Here is a 17,164-nt window from a genome sequence, read left to right as displayed (position 1 = left end):
GACCCCGCTTGTCAATTGATCTGACACACCACCGACACTTTCCTACGAAGCGATCATACTCATCCTTCAACGTATCGATTGAGGTCACGATGAACCTGCACTTCGAAGATCTGACCGGCAGTGACGGTGCCCGTATCGGCATCGCCAGCCTCGACGCTGAAAAATCCCTCAATGCCCTCTCCTTGCCGATGATCCTCGCCCTGGGCGAACGCCTGGATACCTGGGCCAAGGACCCGAACATCGTCTGTGTACTGCTGCGCGGCAACGGCCCCAAAGCGTTTTGCGCCGGTGGCGAAGTGCGCAGCCTGGCGCAGGCGTGCCGGGAACAGCCAGGGGTTGTGCCGGACCTGGCCGCGCAGTTTTTTGCCGCGGAATATCGCCTTGATTACCGCCTGCACACCTACCCCAAACCGCTGATCTGCTGGGGCCACGGCTACGTGCTGGGTGGCGGCATGGGCCTGCTGCAAAGTGCGGCGGTGCGCATCGTCACCCCCAGCAGCCGGCTGGCCATGCCGGAGATCAGCATCGGCCTGTACCCGGACGTGGGCGCCAGTTGGTTCCTGTCACGCCTGCCAGGCAAGCTCGGCCTCTTCCTGGGCCTCACGGGTGCCCATATCAACGGCCGCGACGCTTTGGACCTGGGCCTGGCCGACCGCTTCCTGCGCGACGACCAGCAAGACGAACTGCTCGATGGCCTGCTGCAGCTGAACTGGCAGGAACAGACCTCGATGCAACTCAACAGCCTGCTCAAGGCGTTGGCCCAGGAAGCCGTCGAGCAACAACCGGAGGCTCAATGGCTGCCACGCCGGGCACAGATCGACGAATGGCTGGACGTGGGTGATGTGCGGTGTGCCTGGCGCGCCTTGAGTCAATTGCGCGAACACGCCGACCCACTGTTCAGCCGGGCCGGCAAGACGCTCAGCGAAGGCTGCCCGTTGACCGCGCACCTGGTGTGGGAACAGATCCAACGCGGCCGGCATCTGTCCCTGGCGCAGGTGTTCCAGATGGAATACACCCTGAGCCTCAATTGTTGCCGTCACCCCGAATTCAGCGAAGGCGTGCGTGCGCGGCTGATCGACAAGGACCAGGCGCCGCATTGGCACTGGCCGGATATCAACGCGATTCCGGAGGCGGTGGTGCAGGCGCATTTCACTAAGGCGTGGGAAGGCCGCCATCTGCTGGCAGACCTGTCCGATTATTGATTAATTGTGGCCAATAAAAAGCGGCGCTTCCTGCGCCGCTTGCACTACAGACCCGTCAGCGATGACCGCCGCGACCGCCTCCATGGTCACCGCGGCCGTGCCCGCCATTGCCCCAACGATCGCCGCCCCAGCTTTGGTTCGGATAAGGCCGGTAACCGGCACGCGGTCCGTAGTAACGCGGGGCCGGCTGGTAGTAGCGCGGGGCCGAGTAATAACGCGGTTGGGGCGCGTAATAGCGCGGCGCAGGGTAGTAATCACGGCGGTACGGGTACGCCGTGCCACCCCCGTAGTAATACACCGGCGCCGGTGAGGTGTAGACCTCGGATCGATAGTAGCTCTGGCCTCCATCGTAATAAGGCACACAAGCAGAAAGGGTCAGACCGAGTAAAGCGCTGAGCAGCAGTCGTCGATACATGGCGGCCTCCTGGACCGCGGAAGAGCACCTCCAGCGACGCGGGAGGGCGGCATTCAGCTTTCACTGAATGACGAAATATCTGACATCAAAAACGGAATCTGGTGCGTTCTTGCAACAGCTTGATACATCTGCGCGAGCTTTATCGATTCAGTTAATTTGTCTGGATCGAAACTTTGTCGATTGCGATGATGTCACTATGACACTGCACCAGGCCAGGGAGGCTCTACCGTGCGTCCTCCGTTACTACCGTCGGATTCAAGCCATGAAAATCTCAACCAAGCTGCTGCTTTCATTTCTACTGTGTGCGCTGGTCACCCTCGGGGTCGGCTTGTTGGGCATCAAAAGCGTGGTGCGCCTCGCCACGGCATTGGAGCTGACGTTCTCCAACAACCTGGTTTCTGTAAGCAACACAAACGCCACTCTCAATGGCCTGGTTGCCCATAACCGAGGCCTGTACCGCTTGATGGACGCCAGTAAAGGCGACGTTTCCGCCCAGGATCGTGAACGCGTGCGCCAGGATATCGCCCAGGAACTCAAGCGCAGCCAAGCTGCGTACGCCACCTACCGCGCAACGCCGCTGGAAGATGATGAACGCGCAGCGGGAGACAAACTCGACCAGATCCTGCCCACCTACATCAGCAGCTCCGAGCGCATCATGTCGCTGCTCGACGGCAACCAGGTCGATGAGGCCCGCACCCAGCTCAATACCACCAACAATGAAGTCTTCCGTCAGGCGCGCGAGCTGATCCGCGTGATGATCGAATCCAATAACCGCCAGATCAAAGAGGGGGCGGTCGCCGCCGACGAGCTGCGCAACAGCGCGTTGACGTGGATGATCAGCGGCATTGTGCTGGCCTTCATCATCGCCCTGACTATCGGCGTGTTGATCACCCGCCTGATCACGCGCCCCATCGCTCAGGCCGTGCAGAGTGCACAACGCATTGCCAAGGGCGACCTGACCCAAGCCATCACCACCGAGCGTACCGACGAAGCCGGGCAACTGTTGGTGGCGCTGTCGGATATGCAGGGCGGCTTGAAAAGCACCCTGATGGAAATCGCCAACGCGTCCGACCAGCTTGCATCGGCCGCCGAAGAACTGAGTGCGGTCACCGATGAAAGCAGCCGTGGCCTGACCCGCCAGAATGATGAGATCCAGCAAGCGGCCACCGCCGTCAACCAGATGACCGCAGCCGTGGACGAAGTGGCCAGCAACGCCGTCTCGACCTCTGAAGCCTCGCGCCAGGCCACCACCGAAGCCGAAGATGGCCGTCAGCAAGTGGAACAGGCCGTGTCCGGCATGAGTTCGATGGTGGTCGAGATTAACGACTCCACGCAGTCGGTCGCAGACCTCGCCGGCCAGGTGCGGGAAATCGGCAAGGTGATCGATGTGATCCGCGGCATCGCCGACCAGACCAACCTGCTGGCCCTCAACGCCGCCATTGAAGCGGCGCGGGCGGGTGAGCAAGGTCGTGGCTTTGCGGTGGTCGCCGATGAAGTGCGGGCGCTGGCTCACCGCACCCAGACGTCCACGGTCGATATTGAAAAGATGATTGGTGAAGTGCAGACCGGCGCCGACGGTGCAGTTGCGGCAATGAATAAGAGCCTGAACTGGGCCAACAACACCCAGACCCTGGCGCAGAACGCCGGCGAAGCGCTGCAACGGATCACCGCCAGTGTGGCGAAGATCAATGAACGCAACCTGGTGATCGCCTCCGCCTCGGAAGAACAGGCCCAGGTGGCCCGCGAAGTCGACCGCAACCTGCTGAACATTCAGGACCTGTCCACCCAGACGGCGGCCGGTGCCCATCAGACCAGCGCTTCCAGCCAGGACCTGTCGCGCCTGGCCACCTCGTTTAACGTACTGGTCAGCAAGTTCCAGCTCTAAGTAGCCCGGGCAGGGTCGGCCCTGTATCGTACAAGGCACAGCGGGATTCTCCGCAACCTTGCCCGAACCTGCCCATGACCACGCCAACCCTTTGCCCCGCCTGCGGGGCCCGCAACGACTGCAGCCTGGCTGACCCACGTACGGTCGACCAGGCCTGCTGGTGTTACAGCGTCACCATCGACCCCGCCGTGCTCCAAGCCCTGCCCGATGAGTTGCGCAACAAAGCCTGCCTGTGCCCGCGTTGCGCCCAGGTCGATGCGCAGTTGCGTGGCGCTGAGCCGACGTAATGCGGGTTGATCGTTTCCTCAGCAACCTGCCGCGGTTCAATCGCAAGCAAGTGCGCCTGTTGCTGGTTGAGCGGCGCGTGTCGATCGACGGCGTGGCCGTCAGCGATCCTCATCATGAAGTGCGGACATTCAGCCGCGTATGCGTGGACGATGAAGTGCTGCAAGCGGGCAAACCGGCGCGCTACTTCATGCTGCACAAGCCCCAGGGTTGCGTGAGCGCAACGACGGATCCGCAACACCCGACCGTCCTGGATTTACTCGACGAGCCGGACAAAGATGAGCTGCACATTGCCGGTCGCCTGGATTTCAACACCACTGGCCTGATGCTGATCACCAACGACGGTCAATGGTCGCGGCGCCTGACGCAGCCGCAGACCAAACTGCCCAAGGTCTACCACGTGGAGACCGAACAGGACATCGGCCCTGAGTATGCGACGACCTTTGCCAACGGCCTGTACTTCGCCTTCGAGGACCTCACGACTCAACCCGCCGAGCTGGAATTGCTTGGGCCAACAACGGCGCGGCTGAGCATCATCGAAGGTCGTTACCATCAAGTGAAGCGCATGTTCGGACACTTTGATAACAAGGTGATCGGCCTGCATCGCGAGCGCATGGGCCCGTTGGTGCTGGATGCGACCCTCGCGCCGGGCCACTATCGTGCGCTGACTGACGACGAAATCCGCCAGGTCTGACGACCGTTCAGCCGGTGATGGGCAAAAAACTGCTCCATCGCCTTGCGGGGCACCCGCTCTGCTGCTTGAATCAGAATCACCAGTTTAAATATGACTGGCGAGTCGCCTATAACCTCCAAGAAACACCTTGCCCCGCCCGCGCTTGATCTACGGGCCTTCCCGGCAAACAGCCCGCCATAACAACACCCGTCGGCCAGCCGTCATCGGATCGACATGGGCCCTCACTTTCCAGGCGTATGCCTACCTGTCACATAGCTCGTGCAGAGTGATCTGCGCGCCCTACCCGCTTGCCAGGAGTCTTACGACATGAGGCCAGAAATCGCTGTGTTGGATATACAGGGTCAATACCGGGTTTACACGGAGTTCTATCGCGCGGACGCTGCTGCAAAGACCATCATCCTGGTCAACGGCTCCATGGCCACCACGGCATCCTTCGCCCAAACCGTGAAAAGCCTGTACCCGCAGTTCAATGTGGTTTTGTACGATCAGCCCTACGCGGGTCGTTCCAAAATCCATAACCGCCATGAGCAAATGCTGACGAAGGAAGTCGAAGGCCAGCTCCTGCTGGAGCTCATCGACCACTTTGCCGCCGAACACGTTCTTTCATTTTCCTGGGGCGGCGCCGCCACCCTGGTCGCCCTCGCGCACCGCCCTCGTCGCGTGGAAAAAGCCGTGATCAGCTCGTTCTCCCCGGTGATCAACGCACCGATGCGCGACTACCTGGAACGAGGCGTCGACTACCTCGGCAACCTCGACCGCGACCGCGTCGGCCACCTGGTCAACAGCACCATCGGCAAACACCTGCCGTCACTGTTCAAGCGGTTCAACTACAAACACGTGAGCAGCCTGGCCGAGCATGAGTACGGGCAGATGCACTTTCACATCAGCCATGTGCTGAACAGCGATCGCCTGTGCTACCTCAAGGCGGCCAAGCAGATCGATATTCCGGTGTTGTTCCTGAACGGCGAATGGGACGAGTACACCAGCGCCCAGGATGCCAAGTTGTTTGGGCAGCATGTTTCTAACAGCAGCTTCAGTACCATCCAGGCCACCGGGCATTTTCTGGACATGGAGCACAAAGCAGCATGCCGCGACAGTCGGGATGCGGTGGTGGGCTTCTTGAAACCGGAGCGGCAGGTCAGCCGGTTGCGTTATCAACATGGCCAGACGCAGCATGCATTTGCAATCTGAGGTGCAAGCTTGTGTCGGAGCTGGCTTGCCTGCGACAGCCTTACTGAAGTGTGACTGACACACCGAGGTGTCGATATCGCAGGCAAGCCATCTCCCACACACATTTTTGAAGAAAAACTTCAAATCCCGGTGAACATCTGGTACAAAGTCAGCCGCTCTGAGCGGGTATAGTTTAATGGTAGAACAGTAGCTTCCCAAGCTTCCGACGAGGGTTCGATTCCCTCTACCCGCTCCACTCAAATTCATGTTCCACGTCAGGTTGTTTTTGACGGGGGATGCATAAAGAACCGGTCCTTTGAGACCGGTTTTTTTATGGCCGCGATTTGACGTATCAGCGACTTGCGTCGAGCATACCTGTACAAATCAATATTTTTGTACAACTATCACTCCAAAGCACTGACACACCATCACGGAGCCGAGCAATGACACGTCTATTGGTTTCATTGTTGCTGGCCTTGAGCTTGGGCAGTTGCGCCAACGTAAGCGTCGAGCACTACGCTGGCCAACAGCCGCAACTGGACCTGGAGCGATTCTTCAGCAAGCCCGTCAAGGCTTGGGGGATTTTCCAGAAACGCTCGGGCGAAGTGGCCAAGCGCTTTGAAGTGAATATCGCCAGCCGACGCGAGGGGAACGCCCTGATTCTCGACGAGCGCTTCCTGTACAGCGATGGCACGCGTCAACAGCGGGTGTGGACACTGACACCGGATGGCCCGGGGCGCTGGCGCGGTCGGGCGGGAGATGTGGTTGGCGAGGCCATTGGCGAAGTGGCGGGTAACGCACTGCGTTGGCGCTACCGACTCAACCTGCCGGTGGACGGCTCAGTCTACGAGGTGAGCTTTGATGACTGGATGTACCTGATGGACGAAGACACCCTGATCAACCGCTCCAGCATGACCAAGTTCGGCGTCGAATGGGGCCAGGTCACGTTGTTCTTTCGTCGTCAGTGAATGACCCACCAGGGGAGTGAATCATGAATCTGCACAGGCTGACTGAACTGGCAGTAAAAGGCGAAATTCGCGAGCTGCAGCTGCTGTCGCTGGAGGGTGGTTTCTACCTCGCGCGCGTTACGTTGGATCATGCCGAAATGACGTTGCTGGGTGATGATGCCAAGCCGCTGCGCATCCGCTCCACCACGCATTTGCGCGATTTGTTGCAACGGGTTCCGCCGTTTCCCTGTGTGCTGGTGCAGCACTGCGTACACGATGAAATGTGCGGTGTTCGGGAAGGGCCTATTGGTGCGTTGCGAATTCCGTTTACGCTGGATTCGTCCGTTTAAGGCTGCGCATATGTAGGACAGAACTGAGTTTCCGGTACGAAAAGAGGCAATCAATCCTCCCTCTCCATCCCCCGCTGCACCACCCACGCCAACGGCAACGTCACCCACAACACCCCCGCCAGCACCATCACCGCGACCGGCACGCCCAATGCGTCCCCCACCCCGCCAAACACCACCGGCGCCAGTGCCCCGCCACCAATCGTACCGGTGTAGAACACCGCAAACGCCTGCTCCCGCTTACCTGCACCCGCCAGGTCTGGCACCGCGCCGTATAGCACCGACGACGTGCCATTGAGCACCAGGCCCAGCAACGGCAACATCACCATCAGCCCGGTCAGCGGCAAATACACGGCGGCGACGATCAGCAACGCCGTGCTGCTTTCAGTCAACCACACCGTCCTCATCATGCCGATGCGCGCGCCCAGGTAGCCGCAGAATAATTTGCCGAACGCGCCACCAATAAACAGCAGGGTCAGGGCCAGGCCGATACCGGCGGTGCCCGCGCCTTTGGCTTGCAGCAGAAACGGGAGGAACGTGAGAAAACCCATGCGCACGGCGCTGTCGAGGGTGCCGGTGAGGATCAGTGCGCGCAGGCCGGTGACAGAGCCGGCTCCGATAGGCGACTTGTTTTTTTGGGTCGCCGCCGAGGCGTCCGGCTGGCGGGGAATCAGCCACCACAACAACCCCGCCGCAGCCAACCCCAGCAATCCCAGGAACGTGGCACTGGCGCGCCAACTGATGACCGTGAGCAACAAGCCGACCAGTCCGGGAACCAGGGTTTTGCCAATGTCACCGGAGAAGTTGTACTGGGCCAAGGCCTGCTTGATTCCGCCACCGTCCTCATAGGCATCGCTGATCATCGAGGACGCCAGTGGGTGTTGGGTACTGGCGCCCAATCCGCCCAACAGCAACGCCAGCAGTAGCATCACCAGTCCAGTGGTTTGCCCCACCATTAGATAAGCCGCCCCCGCGAGGGCGGTTCCGCCCACCAGCATCGGCACACGGCCCCAGCGTTTCGCGGCGCGGCTGGCCATGAGCTGGAACACCGCCATCATTCCTGAATAGGCCCCGCGTAAAAGTCCGACCTGAGCGTAGGACAGCGCGAACTGCGTTTGCCAGATCGGCAGCAGCACATAGATGACGTCGGTAAGGCCATCATGCACGGCATGGGCGCTGCAGCCGGCGATCAGCGTGCGTCGACGGGTTGATGAGGCGGGAGCGGGCACAGCGACAGTGTCGTTCATGGCGTCGGGATCAGTTCAGGTTCAGAGGGCTTCCAGCCGTTCAGGGCGATCAGCAAGGTCAGTATCTGGAAGGTGATAATCAGCGCCACACACCCGGTCCAGCCCCAGCGCTCCCAGATCAACGCCGGGACAATCGCACCGCAACTGCCCCCCAGGTAATAGCACGTGAGGTACACGCCCACGGCACTTGCTTTGTTATCGCGGGCGGTAGCGGCAGTAAAGGCGTTGGCCGCCGCCTGAGCGAGAAACACGCCGGTGGAACTGAGGGCCAGGCCCACCACGATGCACCACAACGAAGGCACCAGCGTCAGCGCTGAGCCACTGATGCCGAGCAGCGCAGCAACGCTTAGAAGTTCGGCGTGAGGCCGCGACTTGCTGAGGCGACCGGCGATGGGGATCACGATTAGCGCCAGCAGGAACACCATGTAAAGCGTGCCCAACGCCGCAGGTCCGAGATTGAATGGCGGTAATCCCAGGTACAAACCTGCGTAGGTAAACGCTGCAACTTGGGAGAACAGCACACAAAATCCTACTGCGTAGGCCGCCAGCAAAGGCTTGCGAAAAACAGCCGAAAATGGGGACTGAACCTTCGCCGAGCGCGCACGACTCACAGGCAACAAGAACTGAATAAACCCGCCCACCATCAGGCTCAACACCGCCAAGCATTCAAAGGCTTCGCGCCAGCCCACGTACTCGGTCATCACCCCCGTGACAAAGCGCCCGGCAAAGCCACCCAACACAGTGCCCGCCACATAAAGGCTGGTGACTTCCGTCACCGTGCCGCCACTCCAGCGGTCGCCGATATACGCCACGCTGGTGGCGAACACCACAGGGATCAACATACCCTCGACAAACCGCCACACCAGCACTTCGGCAAAGCTGTCGGCATAGGCAGTCATCAGCGCCGGCACCGCCAGCAGCAAGGCCGCCATGCTGATCACCGTGTGTTGCTCAAAGCGCCCGGTCAGCCGGCTGACAAACGGCGCAGTCATTGCCACGGCCAACGTTGTCACGGTGATACTCCACCCTGCTGCCTTGGCGCTGATCTGAAACTGCGTGGCAAAGGTCTGGAGAATGCTCTGGGTGGCGTACAGGTTGAGGAACGCCGCGCAGCCACACAGGAACAGGGCAAGGCGGGCACAATGCAGGCGCGGTTTCATGAAACCTCTCGTTTTATTTTGTGAGGTCTTTATAGAATGGCCGGTGGGTCCTGAACCAATACCGATTTCGGACCGATCAATACCCAAGGACCAGGATGCTCGACCTACGCAAGCTGCGTTACTTTCTGACCGTCGCCGAAGAACTGCACTTCGGTCGCGCGGCCATTCGGCTGCACCTGGCGCAGCCGCCGCTGACGCGGCAGATTTCGGCGCTGGAGACCGAGCTGGGCTTCAAGCTGTTTGATCGCACCAGCCGCACCGTCACCCTCACCGCTCAAGGTCGTTCATTCCTGCCCTACGCACGCGGCGTGCTGGAGCAGGTGGAATTGGCGCAAGTGATCGCCGGCAAGCTGGCGGCGGGCACTGCCGGGCAGTTGGCGCTGGGGTATGTCAGCTCGATCGCGCTGTCGGATCTGTTCAGCCAGGCGATCCAGGCGTTTGCCCTGCGGTTTCCCGATGTGCAGTTGACCCTGGTGGAGTGTGCCTCAGGCAGCCTGGGCGCGCAGGTCGCGGACGGTCGGCTGGATATCGGGCTGAGTCGCCTGTTACCACAGCGCGACGAGGTGCAAGCGCTGTCCTTGGGCGAAGAACGCTTGGTGGCCGCCGTGTCCAGTGGCAGTCCGCTGGCCAGTCAGCCGAGCGTCAACCTGGCGCAGCTCAGTGCCTACCCGTTGATTCTGTTTCCAGCCGATTATGGATCGGGGCTCAACCGGTCCATCGAACAGCTTTACCGACACCACGGCCAACCCATGCGCCCCGGCCCGACCGGGCGGCAGATCACATCGATCATTGCACTGGTGGCGGCCGGTCAAGGTGTGGCATTGGTACCGGCGTGCACGCAGAGTCTGATGAATAAAGGCGTGACGTACAGGCCGCTGGTGGAGGGGGATGCGTGTGCAAAGTTGCTGGCACTGACCCGAACTGAAACAAAAAGTGTGCTGGTGGATGCGTTTCTCGCCGTCATTGCACAGACGCTACATACTCAGTAACGTCTTAGCAAAACCCCGCAATACCTATCTCCGGCGCCATTCTGAGGCGCTCATACACTCCCTTTACCGCCTACCAGAATGCCGGTCATCGACCGCTGGGAGGTAGAGTATTGATAATTCCAAATCAGTGGTTATAGTCACCACCACTTCAAGCACCCGACAAAGCCGGGGCTGGTGACGATTCCCCATCCGAAGACGGTGCACCGATTCCCAGTGCGCAAAAGGTCACTTTACATGCCGCCAACCCTCAATACGCAGGCTGCACCTGGGCCGTAGTGGACATTGATGTCACCAAGTACCTGGGCAAGGCGCAGAAGCTCAACATCACGTTACCCGGCTATCTGCTGAACCGCATCGACGACTATGTGCTGCACCACCCGGAAGAAAAAAGCCGTTCGGGGTTTCTGGCGTCAGCGGCGCTGAAAGTGCTTCAGCAGGAACATTGATTAAGCCAATCCCTACAGAGGCTTCATCGTTCGCCTATCAGCATCGCAAGCACCTTACCCAGCCACAGGACACAGCAGAATGCTCCCGCGTGGACAAAAAACGTCGAGGCAGGTTCTTAGAAAAGTCGTGGGGTTAGTGCTGATAATCCCGCTACTGCTCCCACTGACGCCGATCCCTTTTGGCCTGGGACGCGTTGCATCGATAGCGGCCGTTGCCGGGTCCTTCTATGGCGCATGGTACGCAAGGCAACATGCCAGCCGAGGCCTGACAATCGGCGCGGCCATCATTGCTCTACTCAACCTAGGCTCAGTGGTTGCACTGTCAACGCCCTCGGTAATCTGGTTTGTCTTCCTGGTTTCCTGGGTCTATGGGTCAGGCAACTGGATTCACTGGCGTTTTTAGCCCGTGTAGAATTCCATCGCAAGAAACGAGTTTTCCCCAAGGCACGCAAGACGGATACTGGCGCCATACAGAGTCGCGGATTACGCCCATGCCTTACGAATACACGCTCATGCCCTCCCCCGTTGGCCAACTCACCCTGGTGGCGCGCAACGGCAGACTCGGCGCCATCCTGTGGGAAAACGAGCGCGCCAACCGTGTGCGCCTGGGTGAATTGCGCGAGGCCAATGACAGCCCGGTGCTGCTGGAAACCGAGCGCCAGCTGAAGGAGTATTTCGCCGGTACCCGCCACCAATTCGAGCTGGAGTTGGATTTCTCGGGCACCGACTTTCAGAAGCAGGTCTGGCAGGCGCTGCTAACGATTCCGTTCGGCGAAACCCGCAGCTACAGCCAGATCGCGCAGCAGATCGGCAAGCCGAAAGCCGTACGTGCGGTAGGTGCCGCCAATGGACGTAACCCGATTTCGATCATTGCGCCGTGCCATCGGGTGATTGGTGCATCAGGCGGGCTGACCGGGTTCGCCGGAGGGTTGCAAGCCAAGCAGTATTTGCTGGCACTGGAAGGCACCGGCCAGGCGCAATTGGCTTTTTAAGGTCGCCGACGACAAAACTTTCCACGTTGCTCATCACGCCAAATGTAAAAAGAAATTTCAAAGACGCGCTGCGGTCCACTCTTTCATCACCCCCCTTCCAAAGGAAAAGCGGTCATGAAATTCTCTGCAGTCTCCCAGTCCCTGTCCCGTTGGGCAGGCAGCCCGCGTACGTTCTACGCGGCGATGGCGTTGATCCTGGCGTGGAGCCTGAGCGGGCCATATTTCCACTACAACGACACCTGGCAGCTGATCATCAACACCTCAACCACCATCATCACTTTCCTGATGGTGTTCCTGATCCAGAACACGCAGAACCGCGACAACGACATCCTGCATATCAAGATCGATGAACTGCTGCGCGTTTCCAAGGATGCGCAGAATGCGGTGTTGAGCCTGGATGGGCTGGACCGTAAAGAACTGGAGAAACTGCGCAAGGAATACCGCAGCATCGGCGCGACGGGCAACGTCAGTCTCAATAGCAGTTGCGGCGAGCACGTCGACGATGCGGCGCCGATCAAAACCGATTTGAACCAGGCATGAAAAAACGGCGGTTGGAGAAGCTCCAACCGCCGTTTTTCAGTTCAGGTGACAGACTCAACCGTCACCTTGATGTCCCTTGCCGTAAGTCGAGGCCAATGCGCGGGCTTTCTGCAGACGCTCCTCCAACTTAGGCAACGTCTCATCCACAAGGGCCTTTATTTCCGGTACATCCGACGCTGCACCTTCCTTTTTGAACAGGGCGATAGCGTCTTCGTTTTCCTTCACCTGTTGCGCTGTGTAGGCGGCGTCAAAGGAGTCGCCGTCCTTGAGTTCGGGCATCAGGGTTTCGGCTTTATCGACGATCTTCTCGCGCGGCGCCACCGGCAGGTCGAGCTTCTTGGCAATGGCTGCCAAATGCTGGTTGGCCAGGGTGCGCTCGTTGATCACCTCGATGGTGTAGTCCTTGATTTCCTGGGACGAAGTTTTGGCGTGGGCCATGCGACTGGTTTCGATATCAGCCATCCCTTTGGCCGAAGCCTGCTCGATGAATTCAGCAGGTGACTGGGCGAAAGCATTGCTGGCGCCGAGGCCCAGCAGCATCGCGAAACTGGCGGTGCGTAACCGGATAGCCATGCGGCTCATGATGGGTTCCTCCAGGGTAAAAATAAGTGCGAGGGAACACACCCCGCCCTGGATTCGAATTTTATGCGCGGCAAAGGTTTAGAAAAAACTCGCCAGTGCGACGAACGGTCGTCCTCAATTCAGGTGGGTCTGCTGCCGAACAGGCCTGGCAACGCGTGCGCCAGGGCATTGATGGCGAAACCGATGAACATCACACCGCAGAGCCGGGTGATGAGGATTTCGTGCCGCTGATACACCGTGCGCACCCGCTGGGCGCCGACCACGCCGATCAGGATCGCGTAGGCCAGCACGCCGCCAATGAAGCTCAGGAAGATCAGCGAAGGCAGCATCGACCAGGTCAGCAACTCGGCACGGCTGGACAGCAACGCCGTAAACGTCGCCACAGCCACGGGGTACGCCTTGGGGTTGGTCAGGCCGAACAGAATGCCGTGCCAGAACGGATGCCGTGCCGCGCCCTGAGGTGTATCGCCGCTGCGACGCTGAGTGCGAATCGCACGCCAGCCGAGCCAGAACAGGTACAGGCCGCTGAGCACGCCGAGCACATCAAACGCACTGCTGCCCACTTCCCGCGCGCCAACGATGGCGATTAATGCCGTCGAGCACCACACCACATCCCCCAGCAAATGCCCGCACAGGAAACCCGCCCCTGCGCGGCGACCACGGGCGGCGCCGATGCCGAACACAGCCAACACGCCCGGTCCAGGCGTAATACCGTAGATAAATCCAGATGCGAGGACGGCGAGTAACAAGGATGGGGTCATGGGCGCGACTCAAACAGAGGGTCAAGAGGTGCTGGGATTCTGCACGTTCCAAGGCTACGGGTAAAACTTCATTCCGGCATAGGGCTTGGTGCGACACGCTTGCAGCCGCGAGGCCAGGTCACCGACATGAGCTTCGAGTTTGTGGCCATCGGGATCGAGAAAATAGAACGACGCCCCTTCGCTGCGGTTGTCACGCCACTCCTGCACATCACCAGCTCGCAGGCGTGCGACCAACGCGGTGAAATCGGCCGCCGCGACGGTAAACGCATAATGGCTGTAATCGGCCGCTGGCTTGACGTCGCGCAGTGGATCGAGTGACAGACACAGCCATAGACCCGGCAGCGAGAGGTACGCGCCGGAGTCCCATGTGGCATCCAGCTGAAGTTGCAGCAACTCATGATAGAAGCGGACGCTGCGGTCCAAGTCGGTGACAGCCAGGGTCAGGTGGTTGAAGCCGCAAAGCATGGGAATATCCTTTTCACGTTCAGAACGCGCGCCCCTCACGAACGGGACAAATCATGGTGGCGGTGACGAGGTAGTATGTTGCACTTGGAACACGCAAGAGGGTTATGCCTCGATGGCCCTACATCGTTCCGTACCGTATCTGAGAGGGACGATTACAAGTCATGCGGATTTTCCATACGCGGCGCCAGCCACCCGCATCCTCGTAGCGGATGTTCAATCACTTAACCCCCCCTGCACCCGTCCAATCAACCACTGCAAACCCGCATCCCCGCCCCGCCTTGCGTGCCATGCCAGCTCAAACGCAAAAGACGGAATATGAAACGGCGGCGGTACGGCCAGCAAGTGCGCGTGATCAATATTCAGCAAGCCACGCGACGACACGGTAAGAATCAAGTCGGTGCCTTGAATCAGCTGCGGCGCCACACCCCAGTGCGGCAGGCTGATCGCCACGTGCCGACGCTGACGAATCGCCGTCAGCGCCCGTTCGATTTCCGGCGTGCCACTGCCGCGCATTTCCAGCAATACATGGGGACGTGACAGGTAGGTGGGCAGGTCCAATATGCCGCTTGCCGGCAGGCTGTTGCGGTCCACCAGGCAGGTGTAGTGCTCGTCGAACAACGGCGTAGTATTCAGTTCGGCAGGCATGTCGGGGAAAACACCGGCAGCCAGGTCGAGGTCGCCATTGAGCACGCCCTCCACCATGCCTTCACGGCTGGCCTGGATAATCTGCAGGTCAATACCCGGCGCTTCACGGCGCAACGTACGCACCAGGTCAGGTAGGAAAATCGCCGCACTGTAGTCAGACATCGCCAGACGAAACCGGCGTTTGGCCGACGCCGGGTCGAAGCGATTGGGCGCCAGCAAGGCCTGTACCTGGGCCAGGGCTTCAGCCAGTGGCGTGGCCAGCTCCAGCGCGCGAGCGGTTGGCACCAGCCTGCCGCCCTGACGCACCAGCAGCGGATCACCGAGCAGATCACGCAAGCGCGCCAGCGCATGACTGACCGCCGGTTGACTGAGGTGCAAACGCTCGGCGGCGCGGGTGACCTGTTGCTCGCTGAGCAAGGCGTCAAGAATCACCAGCAAGTTGAGGTCGATGCGGCGCAGATCATTCATCAGCTGCATGCTCGGCATAAGAACTTGGAATTTAAATTTGCGCGACGAATAGCCTAGAGTCCAGCAAAACCTCTAGGAGATTCAAAATGACCACGTTGCATTGGCTGGGTTTATTGGCACTGGCGGTCGTCGCCGGGGCAGTGGTGCCGTTCCAGAGTGCGATCAACGCCAACCTCGGGCGCGGGCTGGGTCACCCGCTGTGGGCCACGCTGGCGTCATTGCTGGTGAGCATCCTCGTGTTGCTGCCGGTGATAATCGCGCTGCGCTTGCCGTTGCCAAGCCTGGCGTTTATCAGCAAGGCGCCGCTGTGGATGTGGGCGGGCGGCGCGTTTGGCGTGTGCTTTATTTCCCTGGCGTTGATACTGCTGCCCAAACTCGGCGCGTCGGGCTTTATCGCCTTGGCCATGGCCGGGCAGATTCTGGCCTCGCTGGCGCTTGATCATTTTGGCCTGTTCGGCCTGGTGGAGCGTCAACTGACAACGCCCCGGATTCTTGGCGCGTTGTTGTTGATCGGGGGCGTAGCGTTGATTCAGTTCAGCACCACGCCCGCCCGCGCCTTGGCGACCGCTGGCTGATCAGCCCTTATCGAGGGTGCGCAGCTTTTGTGGCAGGCCCCACAACAACAGCGCCGCGGCCAACAGCGCACATACGCCGATCACATAGAGCGCCGGGGTGGTGCTGCCGGTCAGGTCCTTGATCCGCCCTACCATCACCGGGCTGACGATGCCACCGAACTGCCCGAGGGTATTGATCACCGCAATACCGCCCGCCGCGCCTGCCCCGGCACCGGCCAGCAACTTGGGAGGCAGGGTCCAGAAGGTCGGGATCGAAGCGATGATGCCCGCGCCCAACATGCCCAGGGCAATGATCAGGAAGGTGGTGTGGTCGGCAAAAATGCCCGCACAGAAGAAGCCCACCGCCCCCAGCACGACCAGGCCGCAGACGAACTTGCGCCGCTCGCCGGTGGCATCCGACAGTCGCCCGATCACCACCATACTGATGGCACCGCACACATAAGGAATCGCCGTGAGCAGTCCGATCATCACCGGGCTCTGGGTGCCGGCGCTGCGGATCAGTTGCGGGGCCCAGAAGTTGAGGCCGTAGGACGCCACCTGAATCAGGAAGTAGATAAACCCAAGCATCAGGAACCCAGGGATGCGGATCGCCGACAGCAGCGAGCCTCCATGCGAGTTCGGCTCATGCTTGGCGATACGGCTGGCCAGCAAGGCCTTCTCCGCCGGCGTCAGCCAATGGGCGTCTTCGATACGGTCCTTGAGCAATGTCAGCACCAGGAACCCGAGGCCGATGCACGGCAAGCCACCGAGCAGGAACAGCCAATGCCAGCCACGCATCTGGAAGACGCCGTCGAGGTGCTCCAGCACCAGGCCGGAGAACGGCGCGCCCACCAGGCCCGCAAACGCCGACGCCAGGAACAGCATCGAGGTGATACGCCCCCGGAAGTGCTGCGGGAACCACAACGTCAGGTAATACAGCACGCCGGGCGCGAAACCCGCCTCCATCGCACCGATGATGAAGCGCAGGCCATAGAACTGCCATTCGGCGGTGACAAACACCATCGCCGCCGTCGCCAGGCCCCACGACATCATGATGCGCGCAATCCAGCGCCGGGCACCGACCTTGTACAGCATCATGTTGCTCGGCACTTCGAAGATCACATAACCCACCACGAACAACCCCGCGCCCAAGCCATAGGCGGTGTCGCTCAGGCTCAGGTCCGCCTGCAGCTGGAACTTTGCGAAGCTGATATTGATACGGTCAAAAAACGCGAACAGGTAGCACACCATGATCAGCGGCATCAGGCGCCAGGCGACCTTGCTGACCAGGGCTTTTTCGGCATCGATTTCAGCGGCCGGGCGCACGCCGGCCTCCAACGTATTAGTGCTCATGCTTTCTCTCCAGCGGG

General features: G+C 60.3%; 19 protein-coding genes, 1 tRNA gene and 1 pseudogene. 13 read left to right on the top strand and 8 right to left on the bottom strand.

Annotation, left to right across the window (positions count from 1 at the left end):
• Positions 1 to 89: 89 nt before the first annotated feature.
• Positions 90 to 1,202: an enoyl-CoA hydratase/isomerase family protein gene (locus tag ACI512_RS11095; RefSeq protein WP_236379682.1), complete on the top strand. Its 1,113-nt coding sequence runs from the start codon at positions 90 to 92 to the stop codon at positions 1,200 to 1,202.
• 55 nt (positions 1,203 to 1,257) lie between these two features.
• Here ACI512_RS11095 and ACI512_RS11090 read toward each other — a convergent pair whose 3' ends face one another.
• Positions 1,258 to 1,617: a hypothetical protein gene (locus tag ACI512_RS11090; protein WP_236379683.1), complete on the bottom strand. Its 360-nt coding sequence runs from the start codon at positions 1,615 to 1,617 to the stop codon at positions 1,258 to 1,260.
• Between the two features lie 262 nt (positions 1,618 to 1,879).
• Between ACI512_RS11090 and ACI512_RS11085 the strand changes: the two genes are divergently transcribed.
• The 7 genes from ACI512_RS11085 (at position 1,880) to ACI512_RS11055 (ending at position 6,948) form a co-directional block, all read left to right on the top strand.
• Positions 1,880 to 3,502 (top strand): methyl-accepting chemotaxis protein, encoded by a 1,623-nt coding sequence (locus ACI512_RS11085; protein WP_236379684.1) that lies wholly within the window; start codon positions 1,880 to 1,882, stop codon positions 3,500 to 3,502.
• A gap of 74 nt (positions 3,503 to 3,576) precedes the next feature.
• A complete protein-coding gene (locus ACI512_RS11080; RefSeq protein WP_012722740.1) occupies positions 3,577 to 3,789 on the top strand; it encodes a cysteine-rich CWC family protein in 213 nt (70 codons plus the stop codon).
• Positions 3,789 to 4,481, top strand: a complete 693-nt coding sequence (locus ACI512_RS11075; RefSeq protein ID WP_236379685.1) for a pseudouridine synthase — start codon at positions 3,789 to 3,791, stop codon at positions 4,479 to 4,481. The genes ACI512_RS11080 and ACI512_RS11075 overlap by 1 nt, the downstream gene beginning before the upstream one ends.
• A gap of 306 nt (positions 4,482 to 4,787) precedes the next feature.
• A complete protein-coding gene (locus ACI512_RS11070) occupies positions 4,788 to 5,672 on the top strand; it encodes an alpha/beta fold hydrolase (RefSeq protein WP_012722737.1) in 885 nt (294 codons plus the stop codon).
• A 161-nt stretch (positions 5,673 to 5,833) separates the two neighbouring features.
• A tRNA-Gly gene (locus tag ACI512_RS11065) sits at positions 5,834 to 5,907 on the top strand.
• A gap of 187 nt (positions 5,908 to 6,094) precedes the next feature.
• Positions 6,095 to 6,619, top strand: coding sequence for a DUF3833 domain-containing protein (locus ACI512_RS11060; RefSeq protein ID WP_236379686.1), 525 nt, complete (start codon positions 6,095 to 6,097; stop codon positions 6,617 to 6,619).
• Between the two features lie 23 nt (positions 6,620 to 6,642).
• Positions 6,643 to 6,948, top strand: a complete 306-nt coding sequence (locus ACI512_RS11055) for a DUF6482 family protein (protein WP_236379687.1) — start codon at positions 6,643 to 6,645, stop codon at positions 6,946 to 6,948.
• 50 nt (positions 6,949 to 6,998) lie between these two features.
• Here ACI512_RS11055 and ACI512_RS11050 read toward each other — a convergent pair whose 3' ends face one another.
• Together ACI512_RS11050 and ACI512_RS11045 are read right to left on the bottom strand one after the other, a co-directional pair.
• The gene (locus ACI512_RS11050) at positions 6,999 to 8,192 is read right to left on the bottom strand and encodes an MFS transporter (protein ID WP_236379688.1); all 1,194 of its coding nucleotides are present in this window, start codon (positions 8,190 to 8,192) and stop codon (positions 6,999 to 7,001) included.
• Positions 8,189 to 9,352, bottom strand: a complete 1,164-nt coding sequence (locus tag ACI512_RS11045) for an MFS transporter (RefSeq protein ID WP_236379689.1) — start codon at positions 9,350 to 9,352, stop codon at positions 8,189 to 8,191. Before ACI512_RS11045 ends, ACI512_RS11050 begins: the two co-directional genes overlap by 4 nt.
• Before the next feature lie 95 nt (positions 9,353 to 9,447).
• Here ACI512_RS11045 and ACI512_RS11040 point away from each other — a divergent pair, with 95 nt between their 5' ends.
• The 4 genes and pseudogenes from ACI512_RS11040 to ACI512_RS11025 all read left to right on the top strand — a co-directional run bounded on the left by ACI512_RS11040 (position 9,448) and on the right by ACI512_RS11025 (position 12,319).
• Positions 9,448 to 10,341, top strand: coding sequence for a LysR family transcriptional regulator (locus ACI512_RS11040; RefSeq protein WP_236379690.1), 894 nt, complete (start codon positions 9,448 to 9,450; stop codon positions 10,339 to 10,341).
• A 188-nt stretch (positions 10,342 to 10,529) separates the two neighbouring features.
• Positions 10,530 to 10,787 (top strand): annotated as a pseudogene (locus ACI512_RS11035) (type II toxin-antitoxin system HicB family antitoxin); the annotation flags it as partial.
• Positions 10,788 to 11,278: 491 nt separating this feature from the next.
• Positions 11,279 to 11,779: a methylated-DNA--[protein]-cysteine S-methyltransferase gene (locus ACI512_RS11030; protein WP_046034510.1), complete on the top strand. Its 501-nt coding sequence runs from the start codon at positions 11,279 to 11,281 to the stop codon at positions 11,777 to 11,779.
• A 114-nt stretch (positions 11,780 to 11,893) separates the two neighbouring features.
• On the top strand, positions 11,894 to 12,319 hold the full coding sequence (locus ACI512_RS11025; protein ID WP_046034509.1) for a low affinity iron permease family protein: 426 nt from the start codon (positions 11,894 to 11,896) through the stop codon (positions 12,317 to 12,319).
• A 54-nt stretch (positions 12,320 to 12,373) separates the two neighbouring features.
• Here ACI512_RS11025 and ACI512_RS11020 read toward each other — a convergent pair whose 3' ends face one another.
• The 4 genes from ACI512_RS11020 to ACI512_RS11005 all read right to left on the bottom strand — a co-directional run bounded on the left by ACI512_RS11020 (position 12,374) and on the right by ACI512_RS11005 (position 15,249).
• Positions 12,374 to 12,901 carry a DUF4142 domain-containing protein gene (locus ACI512_RS11020; RefSeq protein WP_005785958.1) on the bottom strand — a complete coding sequence of 176 codons (528 nt, stop codon included), beginning with the start codon at positions 12,899 to 12,901 and terminating at the stop codon, positions 12,374 to 12,376.
• Between the two features lie 119 nt (positions 12,902 to 13,020).
• Entirely contained in the window at positions 13,021 to 13,662 is a 642-nt protein-coding gene (locus ACI512_RS11015) for a LysE family translocator (protein WP_236379691.1), read from the bottom strand.
• A 54-nt stretch (positions 13,663 to 13,716) separates the two neighbouring features.
• On the bottom strand, positions 13,717 to 14,127 hold the full coding sequence (fos, locus tag ACI512_RS11010; RefSeq protein ID WP_236379692.1) for a fosfomycin resistance glutathione transferase: 411 nt from the start codon (positions 14,125 to 14,127) through the stop codon (positions 13,717 to 13,719).
• Positions 14,128 to 14,340: 213 nt separating this feature from the next.
• Complete coding sequence (locus ACI512_RS11005; protein ID WP_405121762.1) at positions 14,341 to 15,249, bottom strand: LysR family transcriptional regulator; 909 nt, start codon at positions 15,247 to 15,249, stop codon at positions 14,341 to 14,343.
• Positions 15,250 to 15,326: 77 nt separating this feature from the next.
• On the opposite strand from ACI512_RS11005, the gene ACI512_RS11000 reads away from it, so the two are divergent.
• Positions 15,327 to 15,815, top strand: coding sequence for a DMT family transporter (locus ACI512_RS11000; RefSeq protein ID WP_231808003.1), 489 nt, complete (start codon positions 15,327 to 15,329; stop codon positions 15,813 to 15,815).
• Here ACI512_RS11000 and ACI512_RS10995 read toward each other — a convergent pair whose 3' ends face one another.
• Complete coding sequence (locus ACI512_RS10995) at positions 15,816 to 17,147, bottom strand: MFS transporter (RefSeq protein WP_236381325.1); 1,332 nt, start codon at positions 17,145 to 17,147, stop codon at positions 15,816 to 15,818. It lies immediately after the preceding gene.
• Positions 17,148 to 17,164 lie beyond the last annotated feature (17 nt).

The organism is Pseudomonas petroselini, assembly GCF_045037875.1.
Classification (GTDB): domain Bacteria; phylum Pseudomonadota; class Gammaproteobacteria; order Pseudomonadales; family Pseudomonadaceae; genus Aquipseudomonas; species Aquipseudomonas petroselini.
The sequence above is the reverse complement of the archived record's forward strand: the minus strand, read 5'-3'. Positions and strand labels throughout refer to the sequence as shown.

Excerpts from the sequence above, each read along its gene's own strand:
- ACI512_RS11060 (WP_236379686.1), top strand. The coding sequence starts at position 6,095 with ATGACACGTCTATTGGTTTCATTGTTGCTGGCCTTGAGCTTGGGCAGT.
- fos (WP_236379692.1), bottom strand. The coding sequence starts at position 14,127 with ATGCTTTGCGGCTTCAACCACCTGACCCTGGCTGTCACCGACTTGGAC.
- ACI512_RS11070 (WP_012722737.1), top strand. The coding sequence starts at position 4,788 with ATGAGGCCAGAAATCGCTGTGTTGGATATACAGGGTCAATACCGGGTT.
- ACI512_RS11015 (WP_236379691.1), bottom strand. The coding sequence starts at position 13,662 with ATGACCCCATCCTTGTTACTCGCCGTCCTCGCATCTGGATTTATCTAC.
- ACI512_RS11075 (WP_236379685.1), top strand. The coding sequence starts at position 3,789 with ATGCGGGTTGATCGTTTCCTCAGCAACCTGCCGCGGTTCAATCGCAAG.
- ACI512_RS10995 (WP_236381325.1), bottom strand. The coding sequence starts at position 17,147 with ATGAGCACTAATACGTTGGAGGCCGGCGTGCGCCCGGCCGCTGAAATC.
- ACI512_RS11055 (WP_236379687.1), top strand. The coding sequence starts at position 6,643 with ATGAATCTGCACAGGCTGACTGAACTGGCAGTAAAAGGCGAAATTCGC.
- ACI512_RS11000 (WP_231808003.1), top strand. The coding sequence starts at position 15,327 with ATGACCACGTTGCATTGGCTGGGTTTATTGGCACTGGCGGTCGTCGCC.
- ACI512_RS11005 (WP_405121762.1), bottom strand. The coding sequence starts at position 15,249 with ATGCAGCTGATGAATGATCTGCGCCGCATCGACCTCAACTTGCTGGTG.
- ACI512_RS11040 (WP_236379690.1), top strand. The coding sequence starts at position 9,448 with ATGCTCGACCTACGCAAGCTGCGTTACTTTCTGACCGTCGCCGAAGAA.
- ACI512_RS11025 (WP_046034509.1), top strand. The coding sequence starts at position 11,894 with ATGAAATTCTCTGCAGTCTCCCAGTCCCTGTCCCGTTGGGCAGGCAGC.
- ACI512_RS11085 (WP_236379684.1), top strand. The coding sequence starts at position 1,880 with ATGAAAATCTCAACCAAGCTGCTGCTTTCATTTCTACTGTGTGCGCTG.
- ACI512_RS11095 (WP_236379682.1), top strand. The coding sequence starts at position 90 with ATGAACCTGCACTTCGAAGATCTGACCGGCAGTGACGGTGCCCGTATC.
- ACI512_RS11030 (WP_046034510.1), top strand. The coding sequence starts at position 11,279 with ATGCCTTACGAATACACGCTCATGCCCTCCCCCGTTGGCCAACTCACC.
- ACI512_RS11080 (WP_012722740.1), top strand. The coding sequence starts at position 3,577 with ATGACCACGCCAACCCTTTGCCCCGCCTGCGGGGCCCGCAACGACTGC.
- ACI512_RS11020 (WP_005785958.1), bottom strand. The coding sequence starts at position 12,901 with ATGAGCCGCATGGCTATCCGGTTACGCACCGCCAGTTTCGCGATGCTG.
- ACI512_RS11045 (WP_236379689.1), bottom strand. The coding sequence starts at position 9,352 with ATGAAACCGCGCCTGCATTGTGCCCGCCTTGCCCTGTTCCTGTGTGGC.
- ACI512_RS11090 (WP_236379683.1), bottom strand. The coding sequence starts at position 1,617 with ATGTATCGACGACTGCTGCTCAGCGCTTTACTCGGTCTGACCCTTTCT.
- ACI512_RS11050 (WP_236379688.1), bottom strand. The coding sequence starts at position 8,192 with ATGAACGACACTGTCGCTGTGCCCGCTCCCGCCTCATCAACCCGTCGA.